The organism is Lentzea jiangxiensis, assembly GCF_900104175.1.
In the GTDB taxonomy this organism is placed as follows: Bacteria; Actinomycetota; Actinomycetes; order Mycobacteriales; family Pseudonocardiaceae; genus Lentzea; species Lentzea jiangxiensis.
The window spans coordinates 13278-30529 of the sequence record NZ_FNIX01000019.1; the positions used below are offsets into that span (position 1 = coordinate 13278).

16 protein-coding genes and 1 pseudogene are annotated in these 17252 nt (G+C 70.8%); 9 read left to right on the plus strand and 8 right to left on the minus strand.

Annotated elements, in window-relative coordinates:
• Position 1: 1 nt before the first annotated feature.
• On the plus strand, positions 2 to 442 hold the full coding sequence (locus BLQ91_RS32505) for an Lrp/AsnC family transcriptional regulator (protein WP_090103141.1): 441 nt from the start codon (positions 2 to 4) through the stop codon (positions 440 to 442).
• Here the strand turns inward: BLQ91_RS32505 and BLQ91_RS32510 are convergent.
• Both BLQ91_RS32510 and BLQ91_RS32515 read right to left on the minus strand, forming a co-directional pair.
• The gene (locus BLQ91_RS32510; RefSeq protein ID WP_090103143.1) at positions 439 to 747 is read right to left on the minus strand and encodes an AzlD domain-containing protein; all 309 of its coding nucleotides are present in this window, start codon (positions 745 to 747) and stop codon (positions 439 to 441) included. The two genes, BLQ91_RS32505 and BLQ91_RS32510, sit on opposite strands and share 4 nt — an antisense overlap.
• On the minus strand, positions 726 to 1391 hold the full coding sequence (locus BLQ91_RS32515) for an AzlC family ABC transporter permease (protein WP_245733984.1): 666 nt from the start codon (positions 1389 to 1391) through the stop codon (positions 726 to 728). The genes BLQ91_RS32510 and BLQ91_RS32515 overlap by 22 nt, the downstream gene beginning before the upstream one ends.
• An 88-nt stretch (positions 1392 to 1479) precedes the next feature.
• On the opposite strand from BLQ91_RS32515, the gene BLQ91_RS32520 reads away from it, so the two are divergent.
• Positions 1480 to 2034 (plus strand): helix-turn-helix domain-containing protein, encoded by a 555-nt coding sequence (locus tag BLQ91_RS32520; RefSeq protein ID WP_245733985.1) that lies wholly within the window; start codon positions 1480 to 1482, stop codon positions 2032 to 2034.
• Here BLQ91_RS32520 and BLQ91_RS32525 read toward each other — a convergent pair.
• Positions 2031 to 3107 carry a phthiocerol/phthiodiolone dimycocerosyl transferase family protein gene (locus BLQ91_RS32525; RefSeq protein WP_245733987.1) on the minus strand — a complete coding sequence of 359 codons (1077 nt, stop codon included), beginning with the start codon at positions 3105 to 3107 and terminating at the stop codon, positions 2031 to 2033. The genes BLQ91_RS32520 and BLQ91_RS32525 overlap by 4 nt on opposite strands.
• Positions 3108 to 3720: 613 nt before the next feature.
• Here BLQ91_RS32525 and helR point away from each other — a divergent pair.
• Together helR and BLQ91_RS32535 are read left to right on the plus strand one after the other, a co-directional pair.
• Positions 3721 to 5892, plus strand: a complete 2172-nt coding sequence (helR, locus tag BLQ91_RS32530; RefSeq protein WP_245733989.1) for an RNA polymerase recycling motor ATPase HelR — start codon at positions 3721 to 3723, stop codon at positions 5890 to 5892.
• A gap of 171 nt (positions 5893 to 6063) precedes the next feature.
• Positions 6064 to 6426, plus strand: a complete 363-nt coding sequence (locus tag BLQ91_RS32535; RefSeq protein ID WP_090103151.1) for an LppU/SCO3897 family protein — start codon at positions 6064 to 6066, stop codon at positions 6424 to 6426.
• Positions 6427 to 6478: 52 nt separating this feature from the next.
• Here the strand turns inward: BLQ91_RS32535 and pdxS are convergent, their stop codons facing one another.
• Positions 6479 to 7372: a pyridoxal 5'-phosphate synthase lyase subunit PdxS gene (gene pdxS, locus BLQ91_RS32540; protein WP_090103153.1), complete on the minus strand. Its 894-nt coding sequence runs from the start codon at positions 7370 to 7372 to the stop codon at positions 6479 to 6481.
• A gap of 235 nt (positions 7373 to 7607) precedes the next feature.
• Here pdxS and BLQ91_RS32545 point away from each other — a divergent pair, with 235 nt between their 5' ends.
• On the plus strand, positions 7608 to 9665 hold the full coding sequence (locus tag BLQ91_RS32545) for an elongation factor G-like protein EF-G2 (protein ID WP_090103344.1): 2058 nt from the start codon (positions 7608 to 7610) through the stop codon (positions 9663 to 9665).
• Here the strand turns inward: BLQ91_RS32545 and BLQ91_RS32550 are convergent.
• Genes BLQ91_RS32550 through BLQ91_RS32560 form a run of 3 tightly spaced genes read right to left on the minus strand, consistent with a single transcriptional unit; the run spans position 9620 to position 13029 of the window.
• Positions 9620 to 10258, minus strand: coding sequence for a class I SAM-dependent methyltransferase (locus BLQ91_RS32550; protein WP_090103156.1), 639 nt, complete (start codon positions 10256 to 10258; stop codon positions 9620 to 9622). The two genes, BLQ91_RS32545 and BLQ91_RS32550, sit on opposite strands and share 46 nt — an antisense overlap.
• 9 nt (positions 10259 to 10267) lie before the next feature.
• Positions 10268 to 11749 (minus strand): CoA-acylating methylmalonate-semialdehyde dehydrogenase, encoded by a 1482-nt coding sequence (locus tag BLQ91_RS32555; protein WP_090103158.1) that lies wholly within the window; start codon positions 11747 to 11749, stop codon positions 10268 to 10270.
• Complete coding sequence (locus BLQ91_RS32560; RefSeq protein ID WP_090103160.1) at positions 11746 to 13029, minus strand: aspartate aminotransferase family protein; 1284 nt, start codon at positions 13027 to 13029, stop codon at positions 11746 to 11748. The genes BLQ91_RS32555 and BLQ91_RS32560 overlap by 4 nt, the downstream gene beginning before the upstream one ends.
• Positions 13030 to 13136: 107 nt before the next feature.
• On the opposite strand from BLQ91_RS32560, the gene BLQ91_RS32565 reads away from it, so the two are divergent.
• Positions 13137 to 14729, plus strand: a complete 1593-nt coding sequence (locus tag BLQ91_RS32565) for a PucR family transcriptional regulator (protein ID WP_090103162.1) — start codon at positions 13137 to 13139, stop codon at positions 14727 to 14729.
• 31 nt (positions 14730 to 14760) lie between these two features.
• On the opposite strand, the gene BLQ91_RS32570 is transcribed toward BLQ91_RS32565, so the two are convergent.
• Complete coding sequence (locus tag BLQ91_RS32570) at positions 14761 to 15204, minus strand: hypothetical protein (RefSeq protein WP_090103165.1); 444 nt, start codon at positions 15202 to 15204, stop codon at positions 14761 to 14763.
• 152 nt (positions 15205 to 15356) lie between these two features.
• On the opposite strand from BLQ91_RS32570, the pseudogene BLQ91_RS43875 reads away from it, so the two are divergent.
• From BLQ91_RS43875 to BLQ91_RS32580, 3 genes and pseudogenes are all read left to right on the plus strand, one after another.
• A pseudogene (locus BLQ91_RS43875) lies at positions 15357 to 15509 on the plus strand (MerR family transcriptional regulator); the annotation flags it as partial.
• A gap of 207 nt (positions 15510 to 15716) precedes the next feature.
• A complete protein-coding gene (locus BLQ91_RS43040) occupies positions 15717 to 16340 on the plus strand; it encodes a class I SAM-dependent methyltransferase (RefSeq protein WP_090103167.1) in 624 nt (207 codons plus the stop codon).
• A gap of 36 nt (positions 16341 to 16376) precedes the next feature.
• Entirely contained in the window at positions 16377 to 16895 is a 519-nt protein-coding gene (locus BLQ91_RS32580) for an RDD family protein (RefSeq protein ID WP_090103169.1), read from the plus strand.
• Positions 16896 to 17252 lie beyond the last annotated feature (357 nt).

Genomic DNA, 17252 nt, shown 5'->3' on the forward strand with positions numbered 1-17252 from the left:
CGTGCTGGATTCGATCGACGAGGCCATCGTGCGGGAGCTGCGGAAGGACGCGCGGCTGCAGAACAAGGACCTGGCCGAACGCGTCAACGTCGCGCAGTCCACCGCGGTGGTCCGGCACCGCGCGTTGCGGGAGCGCGGCGTGATCACCGGCTACCACGCGGAGATCGATCCGAAAGCCGTCGGGCAGCACGTGCAGGCGATGCTCGCGGTGAAGATCCGCCCGCACACCAAGGAGATCGTCGACCCGTTCATGGCGTACGTGCTCTCACTGCCGGAGACGCTCGCCCTCTCTCACGTGACGGGCCCGGAGGACTTCCTGGTGCACGTCGCCGTGGCGGACGTCGGCCATCTGCAACGGCTCGTGCTCGACAAGTTCACGAGCCGCCGGGAGGTGACGGAGGTCCACACGAACCTCCTCTTCTCCCACGTCCGCAAGCACTAGCCGACCCCGAGGAGCCTCAGCCCGGCCGTCGTGGCGGCCGCCAGCACGATGACGACCACGAACGGCAGCTTCCGCCACGCCGCGAGCCCGCCGACGACGACGCCGAGCGCGAGCGCCCAGCCGCCGAACTGCTTGCCGTTCGTCAGCGCCGAGACCGCGACCAGCGCCAGCAGCAGCACGGTCGCGCTCGCGGAGATGATCTCGCGGACCCGGTCGGGCAGTGTGACGCGGTCGCGCAGCAGCGGGCCGGCGAAGCGGATCGCGAACGTCCCCGCGGCGAGGATCAGGACTGCGGTGACGGGCACGGCTCCTCCTTCTTGCTCCGGAACGCGACCAGCCCGGCCAGCGCGAGCAGCACCGGCACCCCGGCGGGCAGGAACGGCGTGGTCGCGAGCGCGATGACGGCGCCCGTGAGCGCCGCGTTGCGGGTGGCGGCGTCCTTCAGGGCGGGCAGGGTGAGCGCGAGCATCGCCGCGGGGAAGGCCGCGTCCAGCCCGAACGTGCCCGGGTCGCCGATCGCCTGCCCCGCGAGCGCCCCGATGAGCACACCCGCGTTCCAGGTGAAGAACAGCGACACGCCACACGCCCAGTAGGCCGCCCGCGCTCTCGCGGGGTCCCTCTGCGCCATCGCGAACGCCGTCGACTCGTCGATCAGCAGGTGGCTGCCGACGATCCGCGCGAGCCAGCCGTTGCCCAGCACGTCGCCGACCGCCAGGCCGAACGGCAGGTGCCGCGCGTTGAGCACGAGCCCGGCCAGCACCGCCGCGGCAGGGCTGCCGCCCGAGGCCACGATGCCCACGGCCATGAACTGCGAGCCACCCGCGAAGATCACCAGCGACATCAGCACCGGCATCCACCACGGCAGGCCGGAGCCCACCGAGATGGCGCCGAAACTGGCACCGGTCACCGCGGCACCGAGTGCCACCGCGGCGACGTCACGCAGGAGCACCGCATCAAGAGTTCGCCATATCGAACGGACCACCCATTAAGATGAACACCTGGACTAGGTGTTCGTCAAGACGAACGGATGGACTTCTGTGTCGAACGCACCACTCGACCTGATCGCGGCCAACCTCCGGCGTGAGCGCGATCGCACCGGCATGTCGCTCTCGGAGGTGGCCAAGAAGGCGGGCATCGCGAAGTCGACGCTCTCCCAGCTGGAGTCCGGCGCCGGAAACCCCAGCGTCGAGACACTGTGGGCGCTCGGCGTAGCCCTCGGCGTCCCGTTCAGCCAACTCGTCGAACCCGCCGTTCCCCGCGTGCAGGTCATCCGCGCCGGCGAAGGCCCCGTCATCCACTCCGAACAGGCGCACTACTCCGCAACGCTGCTGGCCGCGTGCCGTCCGGGCACCAAGCACGACCTCTACTGGCTGGCCCTCGAACCGGGTGGCGCCCGCGAGTCACTGCCGCACGTCCCCGGCAGCGTCGAGCACATGATCGTGGCCTCGGGGCGGTGCCTCGCCGGGCTCGCGGACGACCCGGTCGAGCTCGGACCCGGTGACTACATCGTCTACCCCGGGGACCTGCCGCACATCTGCAAGGCGCTGGAGCCGGGGACGACCGCGGTGATGGTCATGGAGCACACGGTCTAGATGCGCAGTGCGGCCTCGACCGAAGCCACGACTTCACCGATCTCCTCGTCGTTGTGGAACGCGCGGTCGTAGACCACGTCGAGAGTCAGCCGTCCGCCCACCGTCCCCACGAACATCGCGGGTACCGGACCGTGCAACGTCGCGGCGAAGCGGCTACCGGTGACACGCGGGCCATCGGGCAGCGCGGGATCCTCCACGACACCGATGTTCGACACCATGAACGTCATGGTCGGCGGGGGCGCCGGTGAGAGGCACTGGGCCAGCAGGGTCCGCTGCGGTTCGGCCCGCTCCAGAGCCGCACGCAGACCTGCGGCGACGCGCACACCGACCTCGGCCGGTTCGTCGTCGGCAGCGACCGGGACGGTGACCAGGCAGGGAAGAGCACCGCACAGTTGGGCGTCCGGATCGATCGGCGGGGCGAGTCGTTCGCGAAGATCCACCGGGATGCACAAGGTGACCGGTAGCGGGCCGCCGGCTTCGGGCACCCGGGCTCGCACCGCACTGGAAACCGCTCCGCACAGCAAGCTCGTCACCGAGATCCGGCTCGCGCGGGCGAACTCGGTGACCTCGGTCGTCGTCGCCTGGTCGAGTTCGAGGTGCTGCACGCCGAAGCCGGACGGCGGCTCGCCGGGACCCCCTGGCAGGACGGCGGGCTCTTCCACCACTTCGGGCATTTCCGGCCGGCCTGGCGCGTATTTTCCGGAGAAGAGTTCCTCCAGCCCGGCCTCGAACACCGGGCGGGGCGCCGAGGGCTGGACTTCGCCGCGCAGGAGAGTGGTGTAGATGCGGAGCAGAGCCCGCGACAGGACCAGCACCAGCCGGGCGTCCGAAACGGAGTGGTCGACGGCGAGCGTCAATTCCGCGGTGTCAGCCGTCTGATGCAGCGACAATTGACTGACCATGCCGTCTTCGATCCGCCGGGAAATGTCGTGCTCGAAGCTTTCTGCGCCGGCGGTCACCTTCGACATGCTGTCTTGCAGAGCGAACTCGAAACCGTCCTGTCCCTCGATGATCCTGCAGCGCAACAGCGGGTACTCGTGACCGAGCTGCTGCCACGCGTCTTCGAGCAGCACTGGGTCGAACGTTCCGGCGAAGGCCGTGCGGACCATGACCGGGCCGAACCCGGCGAGGATGAAAGCCGTTTCGCTGGCCGTCAGCGCCCGTTCGGTGGTAGGCATCGATTTCCGCCCCTACTCGCATGGTCGTCGGTTGCGGCCGTGAACCTCTCCCATCGCCGGAGCAGCTGTCAATACCGCGGGATGAGGGCGCCCGTTTTTCCGGCGAGATGACCGAGTGGGCATGAGGTCTGCGCCCTCAATGCGGTCGAATCGTGTGCCGTCGCCACAACAGCTTTCACTGCTGTGGCGACGCCTGCTGATGACGCTTTGCCCACTGCCCACTGCCCACTGCCCACTGCCCCGTGTCCGGTTCCGGAAGGAGCAGCGGCCGGGCGAGGTGTGGTCCGCGCCTTCCGGCGCGCTGCCAAGCGAACGGCGCGATCACCCGGCCATGACGAAGAGCGAGGCATCGGAGGCGAAGAACTACGCGGGGCCCACACGCGCACGCCACACTGTGGTGCGATTTCTCCCACTTAACCATATAGCAGAAGGGGGGCCTTGCCACAAGGCCCCGTTCATCGTTCACACTCGACGCCTCATGCCACAACACAGGCGCACTGGGGAGCACGTGGGGTACGAAGAAGAACTGCAGTCCGAACGCGACTACGTGGCCGGGCTCTACGCACGGCTGGACAACGAGCGTGCGCGCGTGAAGGCGGCGTACCAGTCCGCGCTGGGTGGCACCGGCGAGACCGCGATGGACCGTGACAACGAGGTGCGTGCCCGGCACCGTGAGATGAAGCGCCTGAACGTGGCCGACTACGGGCTGTGCTTCGGCCGGCTCGACAGCGCCGACGGGGACGTTTCCTACATCGGCAGGATCGGCCTGTTCGACGAGTTCGACGACTTCGAGCCGTTGCTGCTCGACTGGCGGGCACCGGCGGCGCGGCCGTTCTACACCGCGACCGGCGCGAACTCCGAGGGCATGCGCCGGCGCCGCCAGTTCCTCACCCGGCGCCGCGAGGTGGCCGCGTTCACCGACGAGGTGTTCGGCAGGCTCGGCGAGGACCAGAACGACGTCGCCCTGCTGGAGGCGTTGAACGCGCCGCGCGGCGCGGGCATGCGCGACATCGTCGCGACGATCCAGGCCGAGCAGGACGCGATCATCCGGCTCGACCACCCCGGCGTGCTGGTGATCGAGGGTGGTCCCGGCACCGGCAAGACGGTCGTGGCGCTGCACCGCGTCGCCTACCTGATGTACACGCAACGAGAGCGCATGGAACGGCACGGCGTTCTCGTCGTCGGCCCGAACCCGGCGTTCCTCAACCACATCAGCCGGGTGCTGCCGTCGCTCGGCGAGTCCGACGTGGTCTTCTCGACGGCCGGCAGCCTGCTGCCCGGCCTGCTCGCGACGGCCGAGGACACGCCGGAGGTGGCGCGGCTCAAGGGTTCCCGCAAGATGGTCGACGTGCTGAAGGCGGCGGTCTCGGCGCGGCAGCGGATCCCGCAGGAGCCGATCCCGATCGGCATGAAGGACGTCGTCGTCCAGATCGGACCGGACGTCGCCGAGTGGGCGCGGCAGGAGGCGCGCGACAGCGGCCTGCCGCACAACGAGGCCCGCGCGGTGTTCCGCGAGATCATCACGTACGTCCTCACCGAGCGCGCGATCGGCCGGATCGGCAAGAACTGGATGTCCCGCTCGGACAAGGAGGCCTGGGAGGACATGCGCTCGGGCCTGGTCAAGGACCTCGCCGACGACGACGGCTTCCTCGCGGCGCTGGACCTGCTGTGGCCGATCATGACGCCGTTCGAGCTCCTCTCGTCGCTGTACACCTCGCCGGAGGCACTCGCGGCGGCGGGCGCCGACCCGTCGCTGCACCGCGGGGACGGCGAGGCGTGGACGGTCTCGGACGTGCCGTTGCTCGACGAGCTGCACGACCTGCTGGGCAAGGACGGCACCGAGCAGGCCGCCGACCAGGCCGCGGCGGCCGAACGCGCGGCCGAGGCCCGGTACGCGTCCGAGGTGCTGGAGAGCATGGTCAACCGCGTCGACCACATGGACGACGAGGACCACCTCTTCGCCTCGGACATGCTCGACGCCGAGGACCTGGCCGTGCGCTTCGAGCAGCACGACCAGCGCACGCTCGTCGAACGCGCCCTCGCGGACCGGAGCTGGACCTACCGCCACGTCGTGGTCGACGAGGCCCAGGAACTGTCCGAAATGGACTGGCGCGTGCTGATGCGGCGCTGCCCCGGCCGTTCCTTCACGGTGGTCGGCGACCTGGCGCAGCGCCGCGCCCCGGCCGGTGCCACGTCGTGGGGCGAGATGCTGGAGCCCTACGTGCCGGGCCGCTGGGAGTACCGCTCGCTCACGGTCAACTACCGCACGCCCGCGGAGATCATGGCCGTCGCCGCGCGGGTGCTGGCCGAGTTCGCCCCGGACGTCCGCGCGCCGGAGTCGGTGCGCGCCAACGGGGTCCAGCCGTGGGCACGCCAGGTCACCGCCGACGAGCTGCCCGGCGCCATCGAGGAGTTCGTCGCGGCCGAGGCCGCTCTCGAGGGCACCAGCGTCGTGATCGGCCCGCCCGGCGTGCCCGGCACCGTTCCCGCGTCGGAGACCAAGGGCCTCGAGTACGACTCGGTGCTGGTCGTGGAGCCGGAACGGATCATGGGGGACGGACCGCGTGGCGCGGCGGAGCTGTACGTGGCGCTGACCCGCGCCACGCAACGGCTCGGCGTGCTGCACCACTCGCCGCTGCCGGCGGCTCTGTCCGGCCTGGCCGAGACGGTGCGCACATGACCCGTTGAGCGGGACCGGGCGCAGGCGCCCGCTCCCAGGATGGGCGGAAGTCCGGGGGGACTGCTCGCGTCGGCCAGACGATCACATCCACGTCCGCGCCGAGGGGCTTTCCATGACGACTCCGCCCATCCCGCCCGCCACACCGGAAGAGTCCGGCGACCCCGCCGGGACGTGAAGTACGAACAGGTGCCGTGCGGCGAGGAACCCCACAACTACACCGTGAGCAAGGTGCTGGGCTCGCAGAGCGAGAAGTGCGGCGAAGACCCCGGCGCGTACATGCAGTACCACGGTTGCTCAGGCCGCAAGAGCGTGAACATCTGCCTGATCCCGGCCTTCGTCGACGGTCAGTGCTACCGGTTCACGACGTTCTCGCTGACCGGCGAGTTCGAGACGCCCCCGTGCGGCGGGCTCGAGGTGGTGCGGGTGAAGGTCTTCACGAACACCACGGACAAGACGGCGTGCGGACCGTCCCCCGCGCTCGCGCTGGCGTACCCGGACATCAAGACGACGTACTGCTTCACCCGGACAGGCTGAGAACGCCTGAGGGCGCACCGCCGGAAGCGGTGCGCCCTCAGCAGGAGTCGACCTACCAGCCGCGCTCGGCCAGGCGGTGCGGCTCCGGCACGTCCTCGACGTTGATGCCGACCATGGCCTCACCCAGGCCGCGCGAGACCTTGGCGATGACGTCGGGGTCGTCGTGGAAGGTGGTGGCCTTCACGATGGCCTCGGCGCGCTGGGCCGGGTTGCCGGACTTGAAGATGCCGGAACCGACGAACACGCCCTCGGCGCCGAGCTGCATCATCATCGCGGCGTCGGCCGGGGTCGCGATGCCGCCCGCGGTGAACAGCACCACGGGGAGCTTGCCGTTCTGCGCGACCTCCTTGACCAGCTCGTACGGCGCTTGGAGCTCCTTGGCGGCCACGTAGAGCTCGTCCTCGGGGAGGTTCTGCAGGCGGCGGATCTCCTGGCGGATCTTGCGCATGTGCGTGGTGGCGTTGGAGACGTCACCGGTGCCGGCCTCGCCCTTGGAGCGGATCATGGCCGCGCCCTCGGTGATGCGGCGCAGGGCCTCGCCGAGGTTCGTCGCACCGCAGACGAAGGGGACCGTGAAGGCCCACTTGTCGATGTGGTTCGCGTAGTCGGCCGGGGTGAGCACCTCGGACTCGTCGATGTAGTCGACGCCGAGCGACGCGAGGACCTGGGCCTCGACGAAGTGGCCGATGCGGGCCTTGGCCATCACCGGGATCGAGACGGCGTCGATGATCCCGTCGATCAGGTCGGGGTCGCTCATCCGGGCGACGCCGCCCTGGGCGCGGATGTCGGCGGGCACGCGCTCGAGCGCCATGACGGCGACGGCGCCCGCGTCCTCCGCGATCTTCGCCTGGGTGGCGTCGACCACGTCCATGATCACGCCGCCCTTGAGCATCTCGGCCATGCCGCGCTTGACGCGGGCAGTGCCCGTGACCTGATCAGTGCTCACCGGGGCAACCTTTCGCGAGGGGAAGTTCTGGTGACCTCACGGTACGACCGCTGTGGCCCCCTCACCCAAGCCACTGAGGCCACATTTCGGAATGCCACTTCGCGATCAACGCAGGTCGTGACGCCCGTCACCCAGAAGAGGCGTCAAAGCCGGTCGGCGACCGGATGGGTCTCCGGGGTTGTCCTGCGCCGTCAACGGGTGTGAGATCGGACACTACGACTTGACGGAGGTCGCCATGGGAAGCAAGCACTCCGACAACGGCTCATCGGCAGGCGCGGTCGCTGTGGACGACCCGGCCAAGGTCCGCAACGTCGTGCTCGTGGGACCGTCCGGCGCGGGCAAGACGACGCTCACCGAGGCCCTGCTCGCCACCACCGGCGTGCTGACCCGCGCGGGATCGGTCACCGAGGGCACCACCGTCTGCGACCACGACCCGGCGGCCGTGCGACAGCAACGGTCGGTAGGCCTCGCCGTCGCCCCCGTCCAGCACGGGGACATCAAGATCAACCTGATCGACACCCCCGGCTACGTCGACTTCGTGGGTGAGCTCAGGGCAGGACTGCGGGCCGCGGACGCGGCCCTTTTTGTTGTGAACGCCTTCGAGGGCGTCGACGCGGCCACCATCGCGTTGTGGGGAGAGTGCTCTCTCGTGGGCATGCCTCGCGCCGTCGTAATCACACGCACGGACCACCACCGTGCGAACTTCGCCAACGCGGTGATCGAGTGCCAGGCCGCGTTCGGCGCCGGCGTCGTGCCGCTCTACGTGCAGGAGGGCGACTCGCTCGTCGGCCTGCTCACCTCCGGTGAGAACCACCCGGACGAACGCGCGGCGTTGATCGAGGGGATCATCGCCGAGAGCGAGGACGAGACCCTCATGGACCGCTACCTCGCGGGCGAGGACATCGACCAGGACACGCTGATCGCCGACCTGGAAACCGCCGTCGCACGAGGCTCGTTCCACCCCGTGATGCCCGTGTGCGCCGCCACCGGCATGGGTCTCACCGAGTTGTTGGACGGCATCGCGCGCGCGTTCCCCTCACCGCTGGAACACGAGCTTCCGTCCGTGACGTCAGTCGACGGCATCCCCCAACCCCGCATGGCCCCGGACCCGGACGGGCCACTCGTCGCCGAGGTGGTCCGCACCGCGGTGGACTCCTACGTCGGCCGCGTGTCGCTGGTCCGCGTCTTCTCGGGCACCCTGCGCCCCGAACGTCCCGTGCACGTCTCCGGGCACGGCATGGCCGACCGCGGTCACGAGGACCACGACGCCGACGAACGCGTGGCCCACATCTACTCGCCGTTGGGCTCCACGCTGCGAGAGGTCCCGTACTGCGTCGCCGGCGACCTGTGCGCGCTGACGAAGCTGACCACCGCCGAAACCGGCGACACCGTCTCCGCCCCCGAGCAGCCGCTGCTCATGGCGCCGTGGGACATGCCGGAACCGTTGCTGCCCATCGCCGTCGTCCCGCGCACCCGCAGCGACGAGGACAACCTGGCCCGCAACCTCAACCGCCTGGTCGCCAGCGACCCCACCCTGCGCCTGGACCGCAACGCCGAAACGCACCAGATGGTCCTGTGGTGCATGGGCGAGGCCCACGCCGACGTCGTCCTGGCCCGCCTGCGCGCCGGCGGAGCCGAGATCGACACCGAACCGGTCCGCGTCCCGTTCCGCGAGACCTTCGCGGGCTCCGCGAAGGGCCACGGCCGCCACGTGAAGCAGTCCGGCGGCCACGGCCAGTACGCCGTCTGCGACATCGTCGTCGAACCACTCCCCCGGGGCTCCGGCTTCCAGTTCGTCGACAAGATCGTCGGCGGCTCGATCCCGAACCAGTTCATCCCGTCCGTCGAGAAGGGCGTCCGCGCCCAGCTGGAGCGAGGCCTCCACGACGGCACCCCCGTGGTCGACGTCCGCGTGACGCTCGTCGACGGCAAGGCGCACTCCGTCGACTCGTCCGACGCCGCCTTCCAGACCGCCGGGGCGCTGGCGTTGAAGGAGGCGGCTTCGGTGGGGCGCACGCAGCTGCTGGAGCCCGTGGACGAGGTCGCGATCCGGTTGCCCGACGAACACCTGGGCACCGTGCTCGGGGATCTGTCCGGGCGGCGCGGGCGGGTGCTCGGGACCGAGGCGGACGAGGGCGGGCGGACGGTGGTCCGGGCCGAGGTGCCTTCTTCGGAGCTGCTGCGGTACGCGATCGAGCTGCGGTCGCTGACTTCGGGCACCGGGACCTTCACGCGCCGGTTCTCGCGCTACGACCCGTTGCCGGAGTCGCTGGCGGCACGCGCCAGCAGGTAGCACCGCTCGCTCGCGTGTTCCACCCGCGAGTCCGGCGCGCGGTCGAGGCGGGCCGTCACCACGAGACCCGCCTCCGCCAACGCCCGCGCCTCCTCGTCCGGGTCGAGGAACCGGAACGTCAAGTCGACCTCGTCACCCCACCACTCGGTCAGCGTCCGCGCCTGGCCCGCCGCGGTCTCCGCGTCCCGCACGTGGAACGCCACCAACGCCTGCCCGCCAGGCTTCAACACCCGCGCGAACTCCGCATAAGCCGCAGCGCGTGCAGCGGCATCGAGGTGGATGACCGCGTACAGGCAGATGAGCGCAGACACCGAGTGCGACCGCACGGGCAGTGCCGTCATGTCACCGGCACAGGCAGGAACGGCGGCGTGCGCGCACATCTCCGGTGACAGGTCAACGCCGACCACAGGCACCCGATCGGCCAAGTAGGCCGCGACGTGCCCCGGCCCGCAGCCGACGTCGAGCACCAGACCATCCGCCAGCTCCGCCACCACGTCGAGCAGCGCGCGGTCCAGCGGTTTGCCGGCGAGCTCGCCGCTCAGTTCGGACGCGTAGCGCGCGGCCACGCGGTCGTACGAGCGGCGAGTGCTCACCGGTCCGCTCTAGGTGTTCTGCGGGAACCCCAGGTTCACGCCGCCATGCGAAGGATCGAGCCACCGCGACGTGACCACTTTGGAGCGCGTGAAGAAGTGCACGCCGTGCGGCCCATACGCGTGTGAGTCGCCGAAAAGCGATTCCTTCCACCCGCCGAACGAGTAGTAGGCGACGGGCACGGGGATCGGCACGTTCACGCCGACCATGCCCGCCTCGATCTCGTTCTGGAACCGGCGGGCCGCGCCGCCGTCGTTGGTGAAGATCGCGGTGCCGTTGCCGTACCGGTTCGCGTTCACCAGCTCGACGGCCTCCTCGTAGGTGTCCCGGCGGACGACCGACAGGACCGGGCCGAAGATCTCGTCGGTGTAGATCGTCATGTCGGTGCCGACGTGGTCGAAGAGGGTCGGGCCGAGCCAGAACCCGCCCGCGTCGCCGTCGATCGGGTGGTCGCGGCCGTCGACGGCGAGCACCGCGCCCTCGGAGACGCCGGCGTCCAGGTAGGACGTCACCTTGTCGCGGTGGGCGCCGGTGACCAGCGGTCCCATCTCGCACGCCGAGCCGGAGCCGACCTTCACGTCGGCGATCCGCGACCTGATGCGGTCGACCAGGGCGTCGCCGACGTCGCCGACGGCCACGACGACCGAGATCGCCATGCAGCGCTCGCCCGCCGAGCCGAAGCCGGCGGACACCGCGGCGTCCGCGGCCAGGTCGAGGTCGGCGTCGGGCAGGACGACCATGTGGTTCTTGGCGCCGCCGAGCGCCTGCACCCGCTTGCCGTGCGCGGTGCCGGTCTCGTAGACGTACCGGGCGATCGGGGTGGAGCCGACGAACGAGATCGCCTTCACCACGGGGTGCTCCAGCAGCCGGTCCACCGCCACCTTGTCGCCGTGCACGACGTTGAGCACGCCGCCGGGCAGCCCGGCCTCGGCGAACAGCTCGGCGATGAAGCAGGCCGCCGACGGGTCCTTTTCGGACGGTTTCAGCACCACCGTGTTGCCGCAAGCGATTGCGGTGGGCACGAACCACAGCGGCACCATCGCCGGGAAGTTGAACGGCGAGATCACGCCGACGACCCCGACGGGCTGCTGGATCGAGTAGACGTCGACGCGGGTCGACGCGTTCTCGGAGAAGCCGCCCTTGAGCAGCTGCGGGATGCCGCACGCGTACTCGACGGACTCGAGTGCGCGCTGGATCTCGCCCGCCGCGTCGGACACGACCTTGCCGTGCTCGGCCGAGACGATCTCGGCCAGCTCGCCCTTGCGCTCGTCGAGCAGCTCGCGGAACTTGAACATGACGTTCGAGCGCTGCGCCAGGGACGCGGTGCGCCAGGACGCAAACGCTTCCGCGGCCGCGGCCACCGCGGCGTCCACTTCGGACACGGAGGCGAAGGCCACCTGCGAGGCGACCTTGCCCGACGTCGGGTCGTAGACGTCGCCCTGCCGTTCGGGGGTGCCGTCCCAGGGCTTGCCGCCGATCCAGTGCCTGATCATGCGCGCTCCACCGCCTGCGCCAGGATCGCCAGGGCCTCTTCGAGCTCGTCCTCGGTCAGGGTCATCGGCGGGGCCAGCCGGATCACGTTGCCGTAGAGGCCGCCCTTGCCGACGAGGAGGCCGAGCGCCTTCGACTCGCTGAGCACGGTGGCGGCCGCGGCGGCGTTCGGTTCGCCCTCCGGGCCGACGAACTCGACGCCGACCATCAGGCCCTTGCCGCGCACGTCGCCGATCACCGGGTGCTTGTCGGCGAGCGAGCGCAGGCCGCCGATCAGGCGCGAGCCGAGCTTGGCGGCGTTGGCCTGCAGGTCGTGCTCGAGCAGGTAGTCCACGGTGGCGAGCGCTCCGGCCGTGGAGATCGGGTTGCCGCCGAAGGTGGAGATCGAGTTGGCGGTGATGGAGTCCATCAGGTCGCCGCGGGCGACGACACCGCCGATCGCGAGCCCGTTGCCGAGGCCCTTGGCGAACGTCATCGCGTCCGGCACCACGTCGTGCGCCTGGATGCCCCAGAAGTGCTCGCCGGTGCGACCCCAGCCCGTCTGCACCTCGTCGGAGACGAAGAGGATGCCGTACTCGTCGAGCACGTCCTTGAACGCGCGGAACAGGCCGTCGGGCGGGGACGTGAAGCCGCCGACGCCCTGGATCGGCTCGGCGATCATGCAGGCGACGTCGCCCGAGGTCGTGGTCTCGATGACCTCGCGCAGGTCCTCGACGCAGGCCTTGACGTAGTCGGCGTCGCACAGCGACCTGAACGGCGAGCGGTAGCGGTACCCGCCGTGCACCCAGCTGACCTTGATCGGCGACAGCGCGGACGCGGACCAGCCCCGGTTGCCCGTGATGGCGACCGTGGCGAACGCACGGCCGTGGTAGCTGTTGCGCAGCGCCAGGACCTGCTCGCTGCGCCGGGCTTGGGTGGCGAGCATGAGCGCGGTCTCGTTGGCCTCGGTGCCGGAGTTGGTGAAGAACACCTTGGCGTCCGGGATGCCGGAGAGCTCCGCGATCTTCTCGGCCAGCTCGACCTGGGAGCGGATCAGGTACAGCGTGGAGCTGTGCAGCACGCCCGTGTCGAGCTGCGAGCGGATCGCGTCGCTGATCTCCGCGACGTCGTAGCCGATGGCGTTGGTCAGGATGCCCGCGAAGAAGTCGAGGTAGGTCGTGCCCTCGCGGTCGGTCACGCGGCGCCCGCGGGCACTCGCGATCTCGATGGGCTCGTCGTAGTAGAGGGCCAGCCACTCCGGCATCACCGCGCGGTGTCGTGCCAGCAGCTCCTTGTGGGCCATCACGTCCTCCAGGGGTCTACTCCTGACCTCGGAGTCTCCTGGCGCGCCGGGTTCGCCGCCATGCACAACCTGTACCCGGATCGGCTGGTTGGCATTACGTTGTGTCCATGTACCCGACGGTGGCCGAAGTCGTCGCCCTGCCGGTGATCCGGCAGGGAAAGCCCCGCCTGGTCGCGGGGTCGGCCGGGCTCGGCCGCCGGGTCCGCTGGGTGCACGTGGCGGAGATCGCGGACATCGCGCCCCTGCTGCGCGGCGGTGAGCTCGTGCTGACGACCGGCGTGATGCTGCCCGAGTCCGGTCTCGCCCGCTACGTCGAGGAACTGGCCGCCGTCGGGTGCGCCGGGCTCGTGGTCGAGCTGGGCAGGCGGTGGCGCGACGACGTGCCCGCCGCGCTCGTGACCGCCGCGGAGCACCACGGGCTGCCGCTGCTCACGCTGTCGGAGGAGACCAAGTACGTGGCCGTCACCGAGGCGGTGGTGGCGTTGATCGTGGACGCCCAGCTCGCCGAGCTGCGGGCCGCGGAGCAGGTGCACGAGACGTTCACGGCGCTGACGGTCGCCGGTGCGGAACCCTCCGAGGTGCTGCGCGAGGTCGCCCGCACGTCCGGGCTGCCGGTCGTGCTGGAGACGCTCGGGCACGACGTGCTCGCCTACGACGCCGCCGGGCACGACCCCGTCCGGCTGCTCGACGACTGGGCGGCCCGCTCGCGAGCCGTCACGGTGTCCGAACGGACCGCCTACGACACCGCGTCCGGCTGGCTGATCACGATCGTCGGAGCGCGCGGAGCCGACTGGGGCCGGCTCGTGGTGGTGTCGCCGGAGCCGCCCCCGCACCGGCACGTCGTCGTCGCCGAGCGCGCCGCGTCCGCGCTGGCCGTGCACCGGCTCGTGGCGCGGGACCGCGAGTCGCTGGAACGGCAGACGCACCGGACGCTGCTGGCCCAGCTGCTCGGCCAGTCGCCGCAGTCGCCGGACCTGGGCGCGCGGGCGGCGGCGCTGGGCGTCCCGCTGGAACGGCGGCAGCTGATCGGCGTGGCGGTGCGGCCGGTCTCGGTGTTGCAGGGGCAAACGCTTGCCACACAGGAGGTCCTGCGCGATCTCGCCGAGGCGACCGCGCTGGCCGGGCGGCGCGTGACGGTCGCGGCGCTCGTCGGCGTCGTGGACGACACATCGGTGCGGGCACTGCTGTCGGTGCCGTTGACCGTTGGCGTGGAAGGGGTTCTGCGCAGGGTCGCGCGCGAGATCCACCGTACGGCGGCCTCGGAGGTCGTGATCGCCGTCGGCACGACCGTCACGTCGACCGCGGACGTGCGCCGGTCGCTCGGCGAGGCCGCCCACGTGGCCGGAGCGGCGTTGCGGGCGCCGGGATCGCAGCTCTACCACCGGCTCGACGACGTGCGGCTGCGCGGCCTGCTGCACCTGCTGCGCGATGACGAACGCGTGCGGGCTTTCGCGGACCGCGAGCTCGGGCTGTTGCTGGCGCGCGACACGGCGCAGGGCTCACGGCTCGTGGAACTGCTGCGGCGCCTGTGCGAGAACGGCGGCAACAAGTCGGCGGCCGCCGCGGCGGCCCACCTCTCACGCACCGCCTACTACCAGCAGCTCCGACGGATCGAACAGGTCCTCGGCGTCTCGCTGGAGGACCCGGAGTCCGTGCTGTCGCTGTACGTCGCGCTGCTGGTGCACGAAATGGGCCCGTGAGCGCGCACGGGCCCATTTTCGACGTGCGAACTCAGCCGTTGATGGTCGGGAGCGTGCCCGAGAGAACGGTCGGGTTCGGCACGGCGCCGTTGACCGGCAGCGACGGCGACGGCAGGTTGCCGACGCTCGCCGTGCCCGGCAGGTCGCGCGGGTTGGGCAGGCCGGCGAGCTGGCCGACCTGGGCCGCGATCGGGTAGCCGAGGGAGCGCTCCTGCGCGGAGAAGGGAAGGCCGGGGAGAGCCGGAACCGGCAGGTCGTTCGCGACAGGCGAGCCGACGTGCGGCAGCTGAACGGCGGTGGCCGACTGGAGCGGGAGCCCGTGCCGCGTGGCGTCGGTGATCAGCTTGTCCGCGCCCACCTCGGGAAGGCCGGCCCCCAGCTGCGGGGCCTCGGCGGCGCCGGCCGAACCCGCGAGGAGCGGGGCGGCGCTGGCGGCGAGCAGAGCGGCGGCACGGAACAGTCCGGAACGAGACACAGTTTTCCTCAATCTGGTTTTGGGGACCGATCTTTGATTTCATCGGCGCGTTCGGTTCGCGGATTAACCCGCTCGATCGGGTGTTCAGGGCTTGAACCCCGTGCCGCAGGAGGCCCCGCAACCGTCGTGTGACCCGTTGAAGCACCAGTGACCTGCCGAAAGTGAGCGGACCGACCATCCGTACGCTCCACCACCACGACGAAAAACGTCTTGTCGTCACGTTCGAACGGACGGCCTCCGGTCACCGTCTGTACACACCGGACGGCGTACCCCGTCTCTATCAGGTGAGATCGGTGCGTCGGCTCGGTCTGTGCTTGAGGAGGTCCGACCGACACTGTCCCGTTCGGACTGATTGCGGCGGGCACGCCGGGTCCCCTCTGTCCACTTTGGAGACGCGGGCTGCGCCGCGTGATCCACCCCCTCGGCGTGCAACTGTTCCCGTTCGGCTCCCTGGTCCGCACAGCGCGCTGCGCCGGTTGATCACGCGGCGGCGACCCGGTAGAAGTGGGGTCATGTCCGCAGATGACGACGCCCGCCGCCTCCAGGCGGCCAACCCGACCGGCTGGTTCGAAGACCTGTACGCGGCCGCCGACGCCGGCACCGCCTCCGTCCCGTGGGACGTCCCCCACCCGCAGGCGCACCTCGTCGAGTGGGCGAACGGCCTCGACGGCACGGGCCGGAGCGCGCTGGTCGTGGGCTGCGGTTTCGGCCGCGACGCCGAGTTCCTGGCCTCGCGCGGGTTCGACGTGACCGCCTTCGACGTCTCCCCCACCGCCATCGCCGCGGTCCAGGCGCGCCACCCGGGGTCCGCGGTGTCCTACGTGGTGGCGGACCTGCTGAACCCGCCCGCCGAGTGGCACCGCGCGTTCGACCTGGTCGTGGAGAACATGACCGTGCAGGCGCTGCCGCCGGCGCTGCACGCCGGGGCCGCCCGGAAGGTCGCGGCCCTGACCGGCGGGACGTTGCTGGTGCTGGCCGTGGCGCGGGACGAGGGACCCGAGCCGGACGGGCCGCCGTGGCCGCTCACGCCGGCCGAGGTCGGGGCTTTCGCGGCGGACGGGCTGACCGAGCGGTCGATTGCCAGGGACAACGGCCGGTGGGTGGCCGAGTTCGCCCGGCAAGTGGCCATGAACTGACAATTCACGGGGTACTTCCGCCGCTTAGCGTGAACCATGCTCGTTCGTCGGCTGGTCGCCCGTCTGCTCGACTGGCTCCTGGTGCTGGTCGTGGCGTGGCCGTTGGTCCACGAGCCCGTGCTGGTGGTGGCTTGCGCGGCGGTCTACGACGTCCTGCTGCTGCGCGGGAAAACCCTCGGCAAGGCGCTGACGGGGTTGCGGGTCGTGGGTCCCGCCTGCGGCCTGAGCCTGCGGCGGGCGCTGACCCGCACGCTCGTCACCACCGCGCTGCCGGGCGCGGGCGCGGTGCTCGTGCTGGCCGGCCTCGGCTGGCGGGAGCCGGCGCTGATGGCGGGCCTCGGCTGGCAACAACCGTGGGTCGTCATCGGCGAGCACGTCGCCGTGGGGCCGACCGGCTGGGTCGCGTCGTCGCTGCTGGTCGGCGGGTTCGCGCTGCTCGTGCTGTCCGCCGTGGAGGCGCTGGACCTGCGCGGGACGCGGACGTGGCACGACCGCAAGGCGGGCACCGCCGTGGTGCGGCTCAAAGCCCGCACCACACGCCTACCGGTGACGTGAGCGCCTCCCCCCACACGACACGGCCGTGCAGCACGAGCACCACCGGACCGGACGACCCCCATCCACGCGCCCCACGGCATCGGCTGATCGGGTACAGGTTCGGCGGAGGGGCACCACGCCGTCGGGCCCGATTCAGCCGAGCAGGCGGCTGCCGCGCGGGCCTGGTCGCGGCACCCGTCACACCCGCCGCGACCAGGCCCGCGCTGGCGAGCAGCGGAACACGCCGGGACAGCACCACGCCCGGCAGTGGAACACAATGTGCGCCGATCATGACAAGCGTGGACACTCTGACACTGCCAGACCTGCGACGGCGGACCCAGGATTCCGGGGTGGAATCAGACCGCGTTGGCGTTGTTC